The sequence below is a fragment of the Aquimarina celericrescens genome (assembly GCF_042682765.1).
Classification (GTDB): domain Bacteria; phylum Bacteroidota; class Bacteroidia; order Flavobacteriales; family Flavobacteriaceae; genus Aquimarina; species Aquimarina celericrescens.
This window is the reverse complement of sequence record NZ_JBHUHY010000011.1, coordinates 45,591-63,173: the sequence shown is the minus strand read 5'-3', so window position 1 is coordinate 63,173 and position 17,583 is coordinate 45,591. Positions and strand designations below refer to the sequence as shown.

General features: G+C 33.8%; 14 protein-coding genes and 2 tRNA genes. 10 read left to right on the top strand and 6 right to left on the bottom strand.

Translation table 11 applies throughout. The annotated features are described in order from the left end of the window. The first annotated feature begins 270 nt into the window (after positions 1–270). From ACFSJT_RS11150 to ACFSJT_RS11125, 6 genes are all read left to right on the top strand, one after another. Positions 271–3,114, top strand: a complete 2,844-nt coding sequence (locus tag ACFSJT_RS11150; RefSeq protein WP_378320341.1) for a CHAT domain-containing protein — start codon at positions 271–273, stop codon at positions 3,112–3,114. Between the two features lie 353 nt (positions 3,115–3,467). Next, positions 3,468–4,334: a DUF2490 domain-containing protein gene (locus tag ACFSJT_RS11145; RefSeq protein ID WP_378320340.1), complete on the top strand. Its 867-nt coding sequence runs from the start codon at positions 3,468–3,470 to the stop codon at positions 4,332–4,334. A 29-nt stretch (positions 4,335–4,363) separates the two neighbouring features. Next, on the top strand, positions 4,364–5,407 hold the full coding sequence (locus ACFSJT_RS11140; protein WP_378320339.1) for a hypothetical protein: 1,044 nt from the start codon (positions 4,364–4,366) through the stop codon (positions 5,405–5,407). Positions 5,408–5,428: 21 nt separating this feature from the next. After that, entirely contained in the window at positions 5,429–5,890 is a 462-nt protein-coding gene (locus ACFSJT_RS11135; protein WP_378320338.1) for a hypothetical protein, read from the top strand. A 131-nt stretch (positions 5,891–6,021) separates the two neighbouring features. Then, on the top strand, positions 6,022–7,347 hold the full coding sequence (locus ACFSJT_RS11130; protein WP_378320337.1) for a DCC1-like thiol-disulfide oxidoreductase family protein: 1,326 nt from the start codon (positions 6,022–6,024) through the stop codon (positions 7,345–7,347). A 76-nt stretch (positions 7,348–7,423) separates the two neighbouring features. After that, positions 7,424–9,097, top strand: coding sequence for an ABC transporter transmembrane domain-containing protein (locus tag ACFSJT_RS11125; RefSeq protein WP_378320336.1), 1,674 nt, complete (start codon positions 7,424–7,426; stop codon positions 9,095–9,097). A gap of 751 nt (positions 9,098–9,848) precedes the next feature. On the opposite strand, the gene ACFSJT_RS11120 is transcribed toward ACFSJT_RS11125, so the two are convergent. From ACFSJT_RS11120 to ACFSJT_RS11110, 3 genes are all read right to left on the bottom strand, one after another. Then, complete coding sequence (locus ACFSJT_RS11120; RefSeq protein ID WP_378320335.1) at positions 9,849–10,070, bottom strand: hypothetical protein; 222 nt, start codon at positions 10,068–10,070, stop codon at positions 9,849–9,851. A 96-nt stretch (positions 10,071–10,166) separates the two neighbouring features. Further along, positions 10,167–10,607, bottom strand: a complete 441-nt coding sequence (locus ACFSJT_RS11115) for a tyrosine-type recombinase/integrase (protein ID WP_378320422.1) — start codon at positions 10,605–10,607, stop codon at positions 10,167–10,169. A 403-nt stretch (positions 10,608–11,010) separates the two neighbouring features. Further along, positions 11,011–11,085, bottom strand: a tRNA-Pro gene (locus ACFSJT_RS11110). Positions 11,086–11,266: 181 nt separating this feature from the next. On the opposite strand from ACFSJT_RS11110, the gene ACFSJT_RS11105 reads away from it, so the two are divergent. The 3 genes from ACFSJT_RS11105 (at position 11,267) to ACFSJT_RS11095 (ending at position 14,798) form a co-directional block, all read left to right on the top strand. After that, positions 11,267–12,238 carry a CAP domain-containing protein gene (locus tag ACFSJT_RS11105; protein ID WP_378320334.1) on the top strand — a complete coding sequence of 324 codons (972 nt, stop codon included), beginning with the start codon at positions 11,267–11,269 and terminating at the stop codon, positions 12,236–12,238. A gap of 233 nt (positions 12,239–12,471) precedes the next feature. After that, complete coding sequence (locus tag ACFSJT_RS11100) at positions 12,472–13,773, top strand: cytochrome ubiquinol oxidase subunit I (protein ID WP_378320333.1); 1,302 nt, start codon at positions 12,472–12,474, stop codon at positions 13,771–13,773. 2 nt (positions 13,774–13,775) lie between these two features. Further along, positions 13,776–14,798, top strand: coding sequence for a cytochrome d ubiquinol oxidase subunit II (locus ACFSJT_RS11095; protein ID WP_378320332.1), 1,023 nt, complete (start codon positions 13,776–13,778; stop codon positions 14,796–14,798). A gap of 322 nt (positions 14,799–15,120) precedes the next feature. On the opposite strand, the gene ACFSJT_RS11090 is transcribed toward ACFSJT_RS11095, so the two are convergent. After that, positions 15,121–15,195 (bottom strand) — tRNA-Pro (locus tag ACFSJT_RS11090). A 292-nt stretch (positions 15,196–15,487) separates the two neighbouring features. On the opposite strand from ACFSJT_RS11090, the gene ACFSJT_RS11085 reads away from it, so the two are divergent. Then, entirely contained in the window at positions 15,488–15,829 is a 342-nt protein-coding gene (locus tag ACFSJT_RS11085) for a hypothetical protein (RefSeq protein WP_378320331.1), read from the top strand. A 167-nt stretch (positions 15,830–15,996) separates the two neighbouring features. Here ACFSJT_RS11085 and ACFSJT_RS11080 read toward each other — a convergent pair whose 3' ends face one another. Both ACFSJT_RS11080 and ACFSJT_RS11075 read right to left on the bottom strand, forming a co-directional pair. Continuing rightward, entirely contained in the window at positions 15,997–16,443 is a 447-nt protein-coding gene (locus ACFSJT_RS11080) for a hypothetical protein (protein WP_378320329.1), read from the bottom strand. Between the two features lie 771 nt (positions 16,444–17,214). Next, positions 17,215–17,523: a hypothetical protein gene (locus ACFSJT_RS11075; protein WP_378320327.1), complete on the bottom strand. Its 309-nt coding sequence runs from the start codon at positions 17,521–17,523 to the stop codon at positions 17,215–17,217. Positions 17,524–17,583 lie beyond the last annotated feature (60 nt).

The window sequence follows — 17,583 nt, the reverse complement described above, 5'->3', positions numbered from 1 at the left end:
TGGTTTCTAGGGTAAAGCGATTTTTTTTTGATATTTTCAAGAATTTATCTTGAAGCAGTTCATTCCTTAAAAAGTAGTTTGCATCGATTCCCAATTGTCTGGTTTAATATAATACAAACGCTAAGAAATTTACAAGTCATTTTTGCTTATATAGTCTTGTATCACCTATAAAAATGTATTTCGTACCACTTTCCCTAGCCAATTTTTGTATTTTCGTATGGCACAAATCAATTTGTTTACCTCACTATGTGTTACCTGCGGCTTGGCTCTTTGCTTTTTTTATACTGGTTTTTATTCGGTATAGGATATACCTATATTATTGCTCAGTCACCGGTAGATCAGGTTTTCGATACCTATTATGAACAGATAAACCAAAACATCCGCGACGGAAATTATCAATTAAACACCGAAATGATCAAACAATGGGAGCAACAATTACAGTTTCAACAGTTGGATTGTAGTCATAAAGGGAAGTTGTTTCATAAAATAGGAGTGTCATATTATTTGATGAAGCAAGAAAAGAATGCGATACACTATTATGAAGAAAAAGCCTTAAAAATTTGGGAAAACTGCGATGAAATTACCCCTTCTGCGAAGGCAAACACAATCTACAACATTGGAGTTGCCTATCAATATCTCAACAATATAGATAAGGCCAAAATTTATTTTGATCAATCGTTGTATTATTTTGAAAACGATCCTTCTTACCCTAGTGGAAAATTAGCTGCAAAATATCAGGGAATTGGCAATTTTTATTATCACTTAAACGATTTATATAGAGCAGAACTTAATTATCAAAACGCTATTAACCTATATAAAAATATAGAGGGTAGTACAGATCAAATGTTTGTTGTCCTTAATGACCTTGTGCTTCTAAACTTGATTTTTGATAATTATGGAAGGGCTAAAACGTACGCATCCCAGGCTTTTGAGTTATATAAACAATTTCCTGATCAAGTAACTAATCTTCATATATCCTGGTTGTATCTTAATTCTGGAACGACTTATCTCGAGTTAGGAGAGTATGCAGTAGCCAAAGAAATGGCCAATAAGGCATTAGAACTTCTTGATAAAGAGGATGAGCCGTATTACATTGCTATAGGACTTGAGTTATTAGCCCTCATTCAAAAGGAAACCAAGGATTTTGACAAGGCAGAAGAGAATATGCTTAATTCACTACAAATGCGAAAAATGATAGCCGATAAAGATGGCGATATTTCAGGATTGATTCATGGGTATGAAAATCTTTCTGAAGTTTTTTTAGCTAAAGGAGATCGAAAGAAAGCTACAGAATATGTAGATAAAGCATTAAAAATGTCTGTTTTATTAGGGGATTTTGATACACAGAATTTCCCGTTGATAAGCAAGTCCAAAGCAATGGATGATTCGCAGTTAATTCGATTGCTCGAGTTAAAAGCAAAAATTTATAAATCGTTGTATACAAGCTCAAAGCAACAACACTTTATGGAAAAAGCCTTGTTGTCTCATTACAAAATTGATTCCGTTTTAAACCGTAGTATACTTTCTTTTCAGTTTGAAAGGTCCAAACTAGATTTTTTAGACCTTAAGTATGGCCACTATAGCAGAGCTATAGAAAACGCTTTATTATTACACCAACTTAGCCTTGATCCGCGATATCTAAAAGAAGCATATTATTTTGCCTCCCGCACCAAATCCATAGTGCTTCAGTATGAACTGAACCAGGTGCAGGCTTTAGAAAACAATATTTCTGAAGAAAAAAAGGATCAGGAAAAAAAGCTCAGGGAACATATGAACAGTCTGCAAAAATTGTTGCAGGAAGAAACCAAACGCAAAGACTCCATACTCGGAGCGTATACCAAAGCGCAATTCGATTTAGACAGGTTTTTGACAGAAATAGAAAAAAATGATGCCAAATACTATAACGAAAAGTACGCTTTTATTAAGGCTCCCGATCTTGAAAAGATACAAAGCCAGCTTCCAAAAGGACTTACAGTTGTAGAGTTTTTTTTAGGGGACAGTTCTTTGTATGGTTTTTGGATCACAAAAAACAGATTTTTTCCAGTTATAATTCCCTTTGACAAGGTTTTAAAAGAAAACTTGGAAAAATTTGTTTCTCAATGCAGAAACCCTAATGAACAGATATCCAAAGACATTTCAAAAGAGCTGTTCGGTAAACTACTCAAAAAGGGATTAAGCGAATTGGGTGAAACGGTAAACCGGATTTGTATCATACCAGATGGAGCTTTATATGAATTATCCTTTGAAGCGTTGAACAACACCAATTCTGAAGAAGAATCTCTGGTCATCGAAGATTATACCGTTTTTTATTCTTATTCAACAGGATTACTGTTTGAAAATGACACCAAAGAGAGCTTTAACAGTTATGTAGGGTTTGGTTCTGAATATAGTAAGGATCTAACCGAAAAATTAAAAACTAAAAAACGTTTTTTTGGGGATGAGAATTTACAGCAGCTAGTACTTTCTCAAAAGGAGATTGAGCGGGGTGCGGCTATTTTTGATGGTAAAACTTTTATTAATAAAAATGCTACCCTTGAAAACTTTTTCAGGTATGGGGCAGATGCAGATATTGTTCATCTATCACTACACGGCCTGGTAGATTTTGATGACCCTAACCGATCTTGTATCCTTTTTGATGACGCTTCAGAAACTTTTTTATTGGCCCCTCAGGATTTATACAGTAATAGAACAAATGCAGAGTTGGTTATTCTTAGTGCGTGTCATTCTGCAAGCGGAAAAATATATAGTGGTGAAGGAGTGAAGGGAATGAGTAAATCATTTTTATTAGGAGGTGCTAGAAACATACTTTCTAGCCTTTGGAACGCTACAGAATCCAGTTCTCTTTCTATAACAACTTCATTTTTAGAAAATGTACACGATGGTTATAAGACAGACAAAGCATTACGTCAATCGAAGTTAAATTACTTGTATCAGGCTGAACCCAATAAGCGACATCCTTATTACTGGTCCAATTTCATACTCTTAGGAAAGATTAATACCGCCCAGACGGCTATAGACTATAATGTTTGGGTTTTTATTGTAGGTTTGATTTTACTTGTTCTTTGGATCCTAAGAAAACAGGTCACATCCCGCGGAAAAATAGGTAAAAAGTAATATTTACCTAGCGTTAAGAGATCTAACTTTCTACTTCCTAGTACCTAATAGATATCTTGATTATTTTAAGAAAACAATTAAGTCAGTTCTGCAAACAAAGATTTTAATAATGTTCAGAAAAGATTTATAAATTGATTTTCTTTAAAGAAAAGGGTTTACATTTTCAACACTCTACCTTATATTAAATTTCTTACAAACATTTATCGCAATAGAAACCCATTGCATTTGTATCCTTTTTTTAGAGGTTATGTTCATTTCATAATTTTTTTTGAAAAAGTAAAAATATCAGTCACGTTCTAGCTCCCTTTTCCTTATAGGTATAAATAGGTCGGTAACACTAAAGAAAAACTGCTATGAAATGCCAGAAAGTAAAAATAAGTTGTTTTATCACTTTACTCTTCTTTTGTTTTCAAAATCATTCTATACTTATCGCGCAAGAAAATTTGAAACTGTGGACAAGTTATGGTGCAACCACCAGGCTTACAAAAGAATTAAGGATTAGAGGAAGTCAATTACTACTTTTTAACCAGGAACCTTTTGAACTTAGTTCTATGCAAAATAGTGCTGTCATCACTTATCGTATAAACAGAAAAATAAGTTTTGGTGTAGGGTATCAAAGGTCTTCAGATCCTTCGAATCCTAATCAGGAGGCAAGAAACAGGCTCGAGGGCAGATTTAGGTACAATGCAAGGATCGGTAAGATCCGATTACAGAATGCCCTAAGGACAGAGTGGCATTTTCCGGAAAGGAGCAAGTTTGAATACAGGATCCGATATGGTTTAAGAATTCATGGAGGTAGCTGGGGATTACCTTTAAAAACTACTCCTTTTGTTACTAACGAATTTCATTATTATCTATCAGGTAGACCACTTCAATATAGGGATGCAGATGGAGAAAGGTTAATTAAACAGTCTCCTGATGGCTTGCATGCTTACAGATTCACTTTTGGGATTAGCTGCAGACCAATCAAAAGAATTAGGGCAAGTTTAAGCTATATGAGGCAAACAGAATTTAATATCGGGAGTAAATACAGAGAGATTAACGTAGTTGATCCCAGGGATGGTGATATAATCAGGCCGTTCAATAACTTTTCGGTACTTATTCTCAATGTATCATATCAATTTGATTTACGCAAAAAATCCTCATCACCTGTTCTGATAGGAAGTAGGACAAAAAAGAGAGATTTCGGAATACATAGCACAAGTAAAAAATCAATTTAGTTTTAGTTTAACCAAAAAAACAGAATACTATGAAAACTATCAAAAAATCAATTATTTGTAAAAATGTAACAGATTATTCAATTAATTCTTCAATAATCAAAACATATCAACCAGTAGCTGGTGATGTAGCAATATTTGAAGTAGTCAGCATTGGGTCTTTAAACGCTATTCAGGACTTTGAAGGAAGAAATACTTATATTTTCGAGGGAGATAAAGTAATGTTGACTTTTGGTAATCGGTATGCTACCAACCAATTTGAAGCGTATGTGCCTCAAGAATATCAAAAGGAATATGATTTTGTAGGTAAAGGAGGCGTTGTGGGTATAGCAGCATCTATGTATTACAAGCTTTTAGATATTGGTCCCACAAAATTAAAATTGATTGGATTTGCTACTGATGCTATTGGCAAAGTTATAAATACCATCTATTACAACACTTCACCAAAATCATTTAATACCCAAAAAATTAGAAGCTTTAAGACAATTCTTTCAATAGGCTCCAGTATGGATAGTGGCAAAACCACTACGGCTGCTTATTTATGCAGAGGATTAAAAAATGCAGGCCATCGAGTAGCTTATATGAAGTTAACAGGTACTGTTTTTAATAAAGATAAAATGTTGGCTTATGATTGTGGGGCGGACGTTGTAACAGATTTCTCTGAATACGGTTTCCCATCTACCTATCTATGTTCGTTAAATGAGATTATGGATATCTATGAATCTTTGTTATCCGAACTAGAAAATGTAAACCCCGACTATGTGGTTATAGAAGTGGCAGATGGTCTTTATCAAAGAGAAACCCGTATGTTATTAGAGTATCCGTTATTCACTCAATCTATTGATCACGTAATTCTTTCTTGTTGTGACAGTCTAGCAGTAAACGGTTGCATGCAAATGTTATCACCTCTTTTTGGAGAAAAGCTATTTGCTCTGGGAGGATTATTTACTGCAAGTCCATTGCTGATCGATGAGGTAGAGAAAAGGTGTAGTATGCCAATTTTGACCCTCGAAAAGTTAGTGCAGCCTAACATTTTGACAAAGCTTCTCAGACGCAAAGTAAAAATAGCAGTGTAGATAATAACCAATAGAGTTCTTATGAAGTATTCAAAACATCAAGCACTAATTTTATGTTTTATAACAACAATATTAGTGCTTTCTCCCATATTTCAAAACTGGGTCGATTCACCTAAAGATAGTTTCCCATTGTCTTATTACCCGATGTTTTCTAAAGAAAGGAAAACTACCTATGGGATGTATTACCTTACGGCATATGACAAAAATGAAAATAAGTACATCATACCCTACAGATTTGCCGGCAGTGGAGGTTTTAATCAGGTTAGAAGACAGATAGCAAAAGCGGCTAAATCCTGCAACGCCCAAGAATTTGTAATGAAAGTAGCTGAGAAAGTAGCTGATAGAGATGATCATCCCTATGCTGATCTTTCAAGAATAGAATTAGTAAAAGGGTATTATCACTTAGAGAACTATTTTAAAAAGAACGATACCTTACCCGTGCATGAGAGAGTAATAGCCCTATGCAGCATAGAAAGAAGATAAGTAAAATGATGTTTGCTAGCGTTTGATTTAAGACGAAGATAATTCAAAATTTGCAGAGAATAGTATTCTTCAAATAAGCATAAACACACTATCAGATATCAATTATAATAAAACTTCAAAATAAATGAAAGATGGAGAGATATTTTAAAAAAATTGCAGTTCATTCATTTCAAAAAATGCCTCCGCAAAGATTAGCTTTATTAAGGATTGCTACAGGTTTATTTTGTCTTTGGTACTTGGTAGATCGTTTCGGTATGTTACAAAGGATGGTGAAAAAACAGAATAATTTTGAACCCATAGGGGTATTATCTTGGATGGATCGTCCTTTATCCCCCGAGATTTTTTGGTGGATTTCGATAGGAGTTATCGCATTAAACCTTTTTTACATTATAGGATGGAAGTTTAAAGTAACCGGACCGTTATTTGCGATTATACTCTTATTGTATTTTACCTATCGAAACAGTTGGTCCATGATTTATCATAACTACAATGCTTTGATTATACACATCCTTATATTGGGCTTCGTTGCATCTGCAGATGCTTTTTCTATTGATGCTTTAAAAAATAAAGGGAAGCCACAGATTATTCATTGGCAATATGGATGGCCTGTACAGTTAATATGTATTGTAACAGTCGGGTCTTACCTTTTGTCAGGAATTGCCAAGTTAGCTGGAGACCTTGCTTGGGATTGGGTGAGCGGTACTGCGATGAGATCACAGGTGGCTGTGGATGCTATTCGAAAAGAAATGCTAGGGGATCAGGCTGCCCCTCTTTTTGATGTACTGTTCGAATTCACCTGGGTTTTTACCATAATGGGAATCCTTACTTTTATATTAGAATTGGGAGCACCTTTGGCATTAATAAAAAGGAGATTTGGGAAAATATGGGCGATTCTCACTTTGATGATGCATTGGGGTATTTTCTTTATGATGGGAATTACTTTTATTTATCAAATGAGCGGTTTACTGTTTCTTTCGTTCTTCGAGGTTGAAAAACTGTGGGTTTCTTCGAATAAAAATTCAGTCAATTTGGTGGTGCCAAAACATTACAAGGTAAAGAATTCATCACCGATCATACTTTTTGATGGAGTTTGTAATCTCTGTAATCGTTGGATACGGTTTATTTTAAATTGGGAAAAGAACCCTAGATTCCTTTTCGCATCGCTACAGTCAGATTTTGCCAGGGACAAATTGAAAGTATCAAATGTATCCAATGAATTGTCTTCTATAGTTTTTATAAAAAACGGAAGAGTATATCAAAAAAGCGATGCAGTATTGAGAATTGTCAATCACTTGCGTTTCCCTTGGAAGTTGTTATCAATATTTTTGATTTTGCCCGCTCTAGTAAGGGACTTTGCTTATCAGATAGTGGCTTCAAACCGTTATAAATGGTTTGGTAAACAGCAAAAGTGTCCTATGATTTCAAGAGATCAAAAAATGAGGTTTTTAGGATTATAAAATATACACTGATTTTCTTTCAAACCCTGAAAAATCAATTTGGTCTTTGGGTTGATAGTAATTTAAAATGGTTTTCATGAACAAGATAAAAAGTAAATGGGATATTATAAGAAGTTTTTGGCTGCATAATAGCAAAATTATTTTGGGCACATTTTTGGCTGGGATTTGCTATAATGTATTTACTATTCTGATTCCGATTAGTATTGGAAAATTCTATGAATTTAGTTTTGGTTTTTCCTCTCATCGCTTAGCCGCATTCAAGTTTATTCCATTTATAGATGCTCAAAATTTTGGCTCTTTTATTGCCTTCTTCTTTGCATTAATAGCTTTAAGGTGGGTTTTCGAGTACCTAAACCTTTACGGAATCTCACTTATTGGTGAGCGTTTCAGCAAAGTGCTTAGAGAAAAGCTTTTTGCACACCAGCTTCAAATTGGTATAGGAGTTTACGACCAAAAAGGCATTGGTAAATACTTGTTGCGGTATAGTGGTGACCTAAAAAGTATACAGAATTATGTAAAAAAAGGGTTAATAAGGTTTTCACAAGATGTGTTTTTACTCATCATCGTGGTCATAGTGATTGGCTATGTTGACATAAATATAGCCTTAATTATTGGAGGGAGTATTTTATTCTCTTCATTCTTTTTATGGATTATTAATAAGATGCTTTATAAGACATCTTTGGAGATTAGAAATGCCCGTTCAGGAATGTTAAGTTTCGTAAATACCAGGTTGCGGGCAATAACAGCTTTAAAGGCTTTTAATAAATATACTCCAGAAGAAAAAAGATATAATAAAAGATCGGGGACTCTTTATCAAATTGGCACGAAATATGCTAAAATTACTTCTTTATTACAGGCACTTGTTCCTGCATTTACTTATGGGATGTTAGGAATGGTGATGATCTATATTTTCATAAGCTCCCAGGATTCAACAAAAAATGTGGGGGGGTCATCATTACTGGTGTTGATACTTTTAATTATCTCAATTCTGCCGGTTTTTAGAAGAAGTCTAAAGGTAAGTATTATATGGAAATTGGGTGATATTTCATTTACAAAGCTAATTGCTATTTTTGACTTGCCTAAAGAAAATATAATCCCCTTAGAAGAATATAAGGCGGCAGGTATTGTTTTTCAAGATGTAGAATATCAATATCCTAACAGTAACTCTCCTGTATTTAAAAAGCTTAATGTAACATTACCTGCTTTGGGTACTGTCTTGTTTGTTGGAAAAACAGGAACCGGTAAATCTACATTAATACGTTTGTTGTTAAAAATGGTGTCACCTTCAAAAGGAAAAATTGCTTTTGGTTCGACATACTATTCATCTTTATCAGAAAAAGCCATAAGAAAAAGCGTAGCGGTAGTTTCTAAAGATTTTCCCTTATACGGAAGAAATGTATTTGAAGCTGTAGTATATAGCCGGAATGAAAGTAGAAGAAAAAAGGCAGAGCAGTTGCTAAAAAAATTACAACAGTTTGAAGGGGAAAACCAAAAATTGATGTTGGACACACCTATAGGTGATTTGGGTAAAAACCTGACCACAGGTCAGCAAAAAATAATTATGTATTGCAGGGCTTTGCTTACTGAAAAACCAATTTTAATTGTAGAAAACCCATTGAAGGATCTTAATGACAAAACGAGAAATATCATCGTAAAATACCTTAAAGAGAGTAGTTTTATTAGGAGCTTAATCATTTTTAATGACCAAGAAGATAAAGATTTTTACTATACCAAAAAAGTCTACCTCTAAACGTATAGTTATATCGCCGGAGAGATGTATCACTGAAGCTTAAAAGCCTGGGGTGAAGAAGATAAAGAGAGCAACTATTCGGCTACAAAATCTTTTTTTTAGAAGAACCAAAAGTGAGTTTTGAATATAATTTCTACCTCGACAACTATAGTAAATCCATCATTTGGAGCGTGGGTTTCGGGCAGTGCTACAACGTTAAACTAGACTGCAAATAATGAAGAAGGTGATGTATTAACTCATAGTGTCTATTTTATTAGCGAGATCAACCTACCATTGTTGGTTGCTGCGAGCCTATAAACCACTAAAATTGAGGTTGATTTGTGACCGAACATCGTATATTAATGACATATAAAAAAATGTAACCGTTGATTGTTTTATTGGTATAATTATATTAATACTTCATTTGTTACGTCAAAATTATAATTTCAGTAGGTTCTTCAAAAGTAGGAATGTGTGAACGTTTCATTTCAGTTAGTTTGTTGATTGTTCAGCAAGTTTTTCTTCAATGTTGCTTAGCAATGTTATGATAGCAATGGTTATAAAAGTAACAATATCCAACACCAATACGAGACAATATTGTCTCATATTGGTAAATATTACTGAATGTGTGATCTTGGGATGATTAGGACTTAATCATAGTAGTCAAATTTCAGGAAGTTCGGAGACAGCATCTTGATCATTTAGTTACCCGAGAGATTTTAGATAGCGCTCCGTCATTAACATACTGGAATGTCTGCACATTTTCTGAATCTTACAGATATCTTTTTTTTTCATAGCAATTTACAACAGCAGTGTGCTTAAAACCATATAGCGTATAATCATCTCCAAATTCAAAAAGATCTTTTACTTTTCTAAAATGCTTTCTCATATAATTTTCACCTATTTTGGTAGTAGAAGGAGTTTGATTTGAACCAAATAAATAATCCCCTGGATGATAGTCACTAAGATTCATTTCTGAGATAATCTTTTTCAATGCTGGAACGATTGGGACAACATCTCGCTTTTTAGTTTTATTGATTTTTCCAGAAACCCAAATTAAATCTTTTTGTAAGTCAATATCTTGTACCTTTCACCTTCTTATTTCTGAAGGTCGCATAAATGAATAATAGATAAAACAAATGATTTTCCAGAGGTAAGGATCATAGTCTAGAACATATTCTTTAATATTAGCAATCTGTTCGTTAGTAAAAGGCTTATTCTTAGTTCCGTATTTTTCTGGTTGTTTATCTATTTTATCAAACGGATTTTTACCTTCTACCCATTCTTGCTTAAGGCAGACGTTATAGAACGTTTTAAGAACTCCAAGAGTGTTGTTATAGGTTTTGGCACTATTCTTTCTTTTGGGTAGTAAATACATAAAATATTGCTGAATTAAGCCATTGTCTAAATCTCCAATCCAAATATTGTCTAATCCTTGATCTTCTAGCCACTTTACGAAACGTTCTAGCGTATTGGTATAAAATTCTATTCCTCGCTTATAGAGTTTTTGGCTTTTTTGATTTCGATAAATGCCGTTGTTGCTTCTCTAACGGAGTATATTTTTTCTGATACTGAACATTGTTGATGAACAGTATTTTTGGAAACTTTTTTCGATTAACATGAAACCCATCTGCTAGTAGTCCATTAATCTGTTTTATAATATCTTTTGCATAGGCTTTCTACGCTGCATCGGTTTTATATTTTTTTGGAATATATCGTCTTTGCCTTACTAGATCATTTTTCTGCACATCCAACACATAGTACATGATGTAATTACCTTTTGCAGCTTTTGACTTGACGAGCCTTTTTAAATTTATGCATATCTTCGTAAGTATGCTTTGGTACCAGACCAAATATACCATAAACTGACGACCCTTGACGTGAAGAAATAGAAAACCCTTTGTGCCTTACTGAAAACAAAGGGTTTTTATTTGTCGGGGTGGCAGGATTCGAACCTGCGACCTCCGCGTCCCAAACGCGGCGCGATAACCGGGCTACGCTACACCCCGAGACTTACATCTCTTAATTTAAGGGTGCAAATATAGATAAATCATTTAAAAATAATATGATAAGTTAGAAAATACTTGAAAAATCTATAGTTATTCCCTAGCAATACTGTTTTTATTTATTGAAATTCAAAATATTACATATTTTATTTCGTTGAATTTAGAATACTAACCCAATCTCTACATGAAATTTTTCAAAAAATATACCATTGAAGCCTGCATGTTATCCGTATTCTTATTGTTTACTAGCTGCTCTAGTGATGATAATGCTAAAGAAGACTTTGGTGGTGAGGAGCAAGGAGGTGATACTACTCCAATCGATCCTAAAAAAGAGGCAGCCATAGCATTATATAACGATTTCTATCTTGCTTCATCACAAACAGCTCAGGATTCACAATGGATTGATGGCAATCCCTCTACGTGTAACGCTGGTTCAGTTAAAAAAAGCACACGTGATAAAATAATGATGCGTTTGCAATATTATAGAAGGGCCACCGGACTTACAAATGTTATAACCGAAAATATGTCTAAAAGTGCTAAAGCTCAGGAGGCAGCACTTATGATGAAAGTTAATGGTACTTTGAGTCACTCACCACCCAAAGATTGGATTTGTTACACTGAAAACGGCAAGGAGGCAGCCGGAAAGTCAAATCTTACCACAGGTAGCGGTGTAAGGGCAATCGATTCGTATATAAAAGATGCAGGGAGCAATAATTTTGCTGCAGGGCACCGTAGATGGTTACTTTGGCCCAAACTGCAAGAAATTGGAATAGGAAATACCGATAGATCTAATGTTATCTGGGTCATCGGAAATGCCGGAAACGTGCCTGAAGATAACCCCAACTTTATTGCTTGGCCTCCGCAAGGTTTCGTGCCAGGTCGTTTGGTGTATCGCAGGTGGTCATTTTCTATTGCTGGTGCAGATTTTAAGAACGCTTCTATACAGATGAAAGATAGTAATGGTGTCGATATTTCTTTATCTATTGAAGATGTTAAGAATTCATTTGGTGACAATACTATTGTTTGGGTGCCAGAAGGAATACAATCTAATATTTCGAGCGACACTTTTTACAAAGTCATTCTAAAAAACGTAATAATCAATAATACTCCTAAAGATTTTGAATACGAGGTAATTCTCTTCAATCCTGATAATTAATGGAGAGTATCATATAGATCATCATATTGGATATAAATGAATTTTTTCGATGAAGTTGACCGTAAAAATTTGCTACCATTTACGGTAGCAATAGATTAATACCTTTCAAGGGTTTTTTAATGTCGTTCTCGGTATTTTGCCGAAATTATTCACTTCATTTTTATCTTAAATCCTTGGCAGATCGTATCTTTATAATTCTTGTAAACTATAAATTTCTTCTCTAAATTTTATCTATGGAAAATCTTGATGCGGCAAGACTCCAAATGGCATTTACACTTATATTTCACATTGTTTTTGCTTGTATTGGTATGGTGATGCCCTTTTTTATGGTAGTCTCTCATTACAAATGGCTAAAAACTCGCGATAAAATTTATCTTATACTTACCAAGTCCTGGCAAAAAGGTGTAGCTATATTTTTTGTTACTGGTGCAGTTTCTGGTACCGCATTATCTTTTGAACTAGGATTACTCTGGCCAGAGTTTATGAAACACGCCGGTCCAATTATTGGGATGCCTTTTTCTTTAGAAGGTGCCGCATTTTTTGTAGAAGCTATTGCCCTGGGATTTTATCTCTATGGATGGAATAAATTACCAGAAAAGTTTCATTGGTTCACTGGGATCATTATTGGTGTATCAGGAGTGGCTTCGGGTATTTTGGTTGTTGCAGCAAATGGTTGGATGAATTCCCCTACCGGATTTGATTATATTGACGGGAAATTCTTAAATATAAATCCAATACAAGCGATGCTTAACCCTGCATGGTTTACGCAGGCATTACACATGACTCTAGCGGCATTTACGGCTACAGGTTTTGCAGTAGCAGGTATACATGCCTATCAAGTATATAAAAAGAGAAAGGTAGAGCTTCATAAAAGAGCATTCAAGATTGCAATTACCTTTGGCGCGATCGCTGCAATACTGCAACCGATAAGTGGTGATATTTCGGCAAAAGATATTGCAAAAAGGCAGCCGGTAAAACTTGCTGCCATGGAAGCGCATTATAATACCGAGAAAGGCGCTCCCTTATATATTGGTGGAATTGTGGATAATGAAAGCCAGGACGTGAACTACAAGATTGCCATCCCCGGGATGTTATCTTTTCTTGCTTTTGGAGATTTTGATGCTGAAGTTAAAGGTCTAAATGATTTTCCTGTAGATGAAAGACCCAATGTAGCCATGGTGCATTATGCGTTTCAAATCATGGTAGGGATAGGAACACTATTACTTTTTGCGGGGATTCTATACTTTGTTTCGCTAAAGCGGAAGAAATGGTTCACTAACAACAAGTATTGGCTTTTGTTTGTCTTGTTGGCCCCTATGGGATTCATCGCTTTAGAAGCGGGTTGGATTGTTACCGAAGTTGGAAGACAACCCTGGATCATTCATAAAATAATGAGAACTAAAGATGCTGTCACCCCGATGTCAGGAATTGTCTTTAGTTTTTATACGTATGTCGTTGTATATCTCACGTTATCAATAGCTGTTGCATGGCTAATGTTAAGGCAAATAAAAGTATTGAATCATTCAAATAGTTAAGTATGTTGTATGTCGTTTTATTCTTCTTGATGTTTTCATTGTATTTGTATATTTTATTGGGTGGAGCCGATTATGGAGCTGGAATCGTAGAACTTTTCTCTTCTAAAGAGAATCAGAAAATTACTAAGAAAACTATTTATCGTGTGATGGGGCCAGTCTGGGAAGCAAATCATATTTGGATTATTATTATGATCGTAATCCTTTGGATTGCTTTTCCTGCATATTATAATATTATGGTGGTGCATCTGCATATTCCACTTACGATCGTTTTATTAGGGGTTACCCTTCGCGGAGTAGCATTTGTTTTTAGACACTATGATGCAGTAATTGATGATTCTCAGAAGCTGTATGATGGCATGTTTAAAATATCAAGTTTAATGACTCCCATCTTTTTAGGGATGGTCTTCGGAGCTTTAATTAGTGGTAAAATCAAAATAGTTGAAGATGTAAGCACCTTAACCTTTTATGAAGCTTTTATTAGACCATGGTTTAATGTTTTTAGCATATTAGTAGGATTATTCTTTGCAGCGCTTTGCGCCTTTTTATCTTCGGTGTTATTAATTGGCGAATCAGAAAAAACAGTTTCAAAAATTTATATTAGGAAAGCAAGTTTTGCTACTATGGTGGTTTTTATAATAGGATTAATAACTTTTATCTATGGTTATTTCTTTCAATATGTTTTCGTTCAAGATTTTCTTCAAAATGGCTATTCCATTACATTAATGTTCCTATCAGGAGTTTTATTGGTACCGTTAAGGATAACCATTAGAAAGGGTAGGAGAGTACTTAGTCGGTTTTTTGCCGGATTACAGGTGTTTTTGATCTTATTAGCAGCATTAATTTCACACTTTCCTGATATTATTATTACAGAAAACACAAGTATTAATTTATTAGACAATATTGCACCAGATATTGTTATTAATGTATTAGGGATCTCTTTGATTATTGGCGGAACTGTTATTCTTCCAGGATTATTTCACTTACTAAAATCTTTTAAAATGATTAAAATTCTAGAAAGGAATTGATTTAAATCCAGTTCGTATTTAATTAGAGTTTGAGCCACCATAAGAAAAGATCTTTATTCTTTTTCATTGTCTCATAAAATGAGATTTTTTAATATCATATTTAAATATGTTTTCACTGAGGAACAAATAAAAAAATGCTAATTTAAATTCAATCAAGAAATAAAGAATTTCTAAAGTATAAAATTAGGAGAAACATTTGTCAAACAAATATAACATTTTATGATAAAAACCGGTCAAAAACGAACATTTTCAAGATTTTGGAAAGATGGTTTTTTAAGGGTTAAAAAAGCTGAAACCCCTCTGTTAAAGGGGTTTCAGGGTGTCGGGTAGAGAGGATTCGAACCTCCGATCTCTGGTCCCCCAGACCAGCACTTTAACCGGACTAAGCTACTACCCGAAATTAGGATTGCAAATATAACTTTTTATTCCAATTTTTATTAAAAGTTCTTTTAATAAAAAAGATAAAGCAGGCAAAAAACTTACTTTAGTTTTATTGATAAGGCAACTTCTAACTTCTTTATAATCAACATATGTAGGTTTAAGAATATGATTTTTTTTCAAATGAATAAAAAATACTAAAATAAAAACTGTCTATGATGATTATTTAAAACAATTTTTAATGTTAATTTTGCCCAGTCACTCTTAAATTGTGAGTGAAATCTTATAAAAGTTAACCAAATAATTATATTATGAAAAAGATCCTTTTAGCACTTACGATCATTATCTCTTCTGCTTTTACTAATATTAGTAATAATGAAGTAGTGAGCATCGAGGCAACCTATAGTGGTCAATCTGATGATGCATATTATTTTACGAATAAAGAAACCGGGAAGGCGATGAAATTTGCTTTTGTGAGTAAGAAAGCTATTTCTAAATATGATCTGAACGATAAGAAAAATATAGGTTTGACCTTTACAGTAACTTATGAGATAGAGAAGATTGAAGTGCAGTCGAAGAATTCAGACGATAAAGCACAGGTCAAAGAATATAAGCAGCGTTACATTCTGATTGATCTCAAAAAATCTGAATAACCTATAAAACGCATTAAGAGCGGACCTTTAATGCGTTTTACTTATATATTCCAATATTTTATAGTGTGCCCTTGTTATTTTAAAAGCAATATTTTAATATCCGAACCTTTGACTCTTTTGGCCTATGTCTTGATTCAGTAAACCAAAATCATCATAACAGGATTTGCTTATTTTATCTTTTCATAATTTTCGGATTGAGAATATTGTCCTTCCTGATCAAAATCGATTTGTTGATATGAATCTTTACTCATGACCAACTCAAACTTAAAAACCTGGGTAGTATCAACAATTTTCATCATGGGTCCCGAAGCATACTCCAAACGTTCTTCGAGCATACCATCTTTTACAGTATAGGTGCCATATCCAAACCACTCATTATTGTCCATGGGATCAAATCTGGTCCACATAACTTTTCCTTTGCTATACATTTTTACCTGTCGGTATCCATTTTGATTTACTACAGTATCTGATACCTGATTATTCTCATATAAGAATTGATGTTTAAGTTCCCAAACACCTTCAAGGTTATAAGGCTCTGTTGTGGTTGCCTTTTTCTCTTGTGTGATGCCTAAAAAAGAGGACATCCCGATTAGAAGTATGAGTATATTTTTCATTCTTAGAGAGGTTTTTGATGAAGACCATATTAAGTTACAAAAAAATTGTCAGATACTTCTTCTTAATTATTGATTTATCATTTATTTAAAATTGATAATTAGACTTTTAAGTTATTTTTTAAAAATATCTTTGAGAGGATTTCGACCTTGTTAAGAATAAAGGGGATGGAATATTTTTATTATTGTAAAGAGGTTGTTTTTTATATGGTTAGAAGATCAAATTTGAATTAAAGCATAACCCAAATGTGGAAAGCCTAAATAATATCTAGGTAAGGTTTTTGAAATATGTAAATGTACATTTACAAATGCTTATAAACGATTACAAATAGAAATGTATATATTCCTATGTTGGCAAACATCAGCTAATCGTTTTTAGATCTATATACTCCATGCAATAAAAGAAAAGCAATCCACAAAAATATAGAACGATGTCTATAATATCTGCAGTATACCTTTCATTTTGTTGTGGGAGATAATACTCAAAATAAACGCAATAAAAAACAGTGATTGTCAAAAGAGGGGCTAGTGGAATTCTCAATGTTGGATCACTTCGTATATGTCGTGTGGCAGATTGACATATAAATAGCACCACAGGAATACACAAAAAGTCATTAACGTAATTATTTGCAATTTCCGGGAGTCGCACTCTACAATATTGTAATGTGTAAATAAGTATACCTGAACCCAAAAAAATGACAAAATAATATTTTTTTAGGCTAGAAAACAATCTTTGAGTAACAGTAGACATACAAGGATGATTAAAATTCTATATTATGCGGCGATATAACCTAAAATAAATGCGAGAAAAGAACCTATTGCCATTACAATCACCCAAATAGAGTAGAAAAATTTTGCAATCCATCTAACAAAGAAATGGGGATGATCTTTGGCATTCTCAAAAAATGAAGTGATTACATTTGGTTTTTTAGATTTTGCTTGCTGCTCCTTTATGGCAGCGCGATGTTCTCGCTCTTTTTTTCTTTTCAAATTGGTATTGATAATCTCTCCGCATTGTTCACAATAATCTTTATTTAAATTGACCTTTCCACAGTTTTGACACGTTCTATATATTTTATCCATTATATCTTTTTGTAAGAAACAATTTCTCCCATAATTAAGAAAATACAAATTTGACTAGAA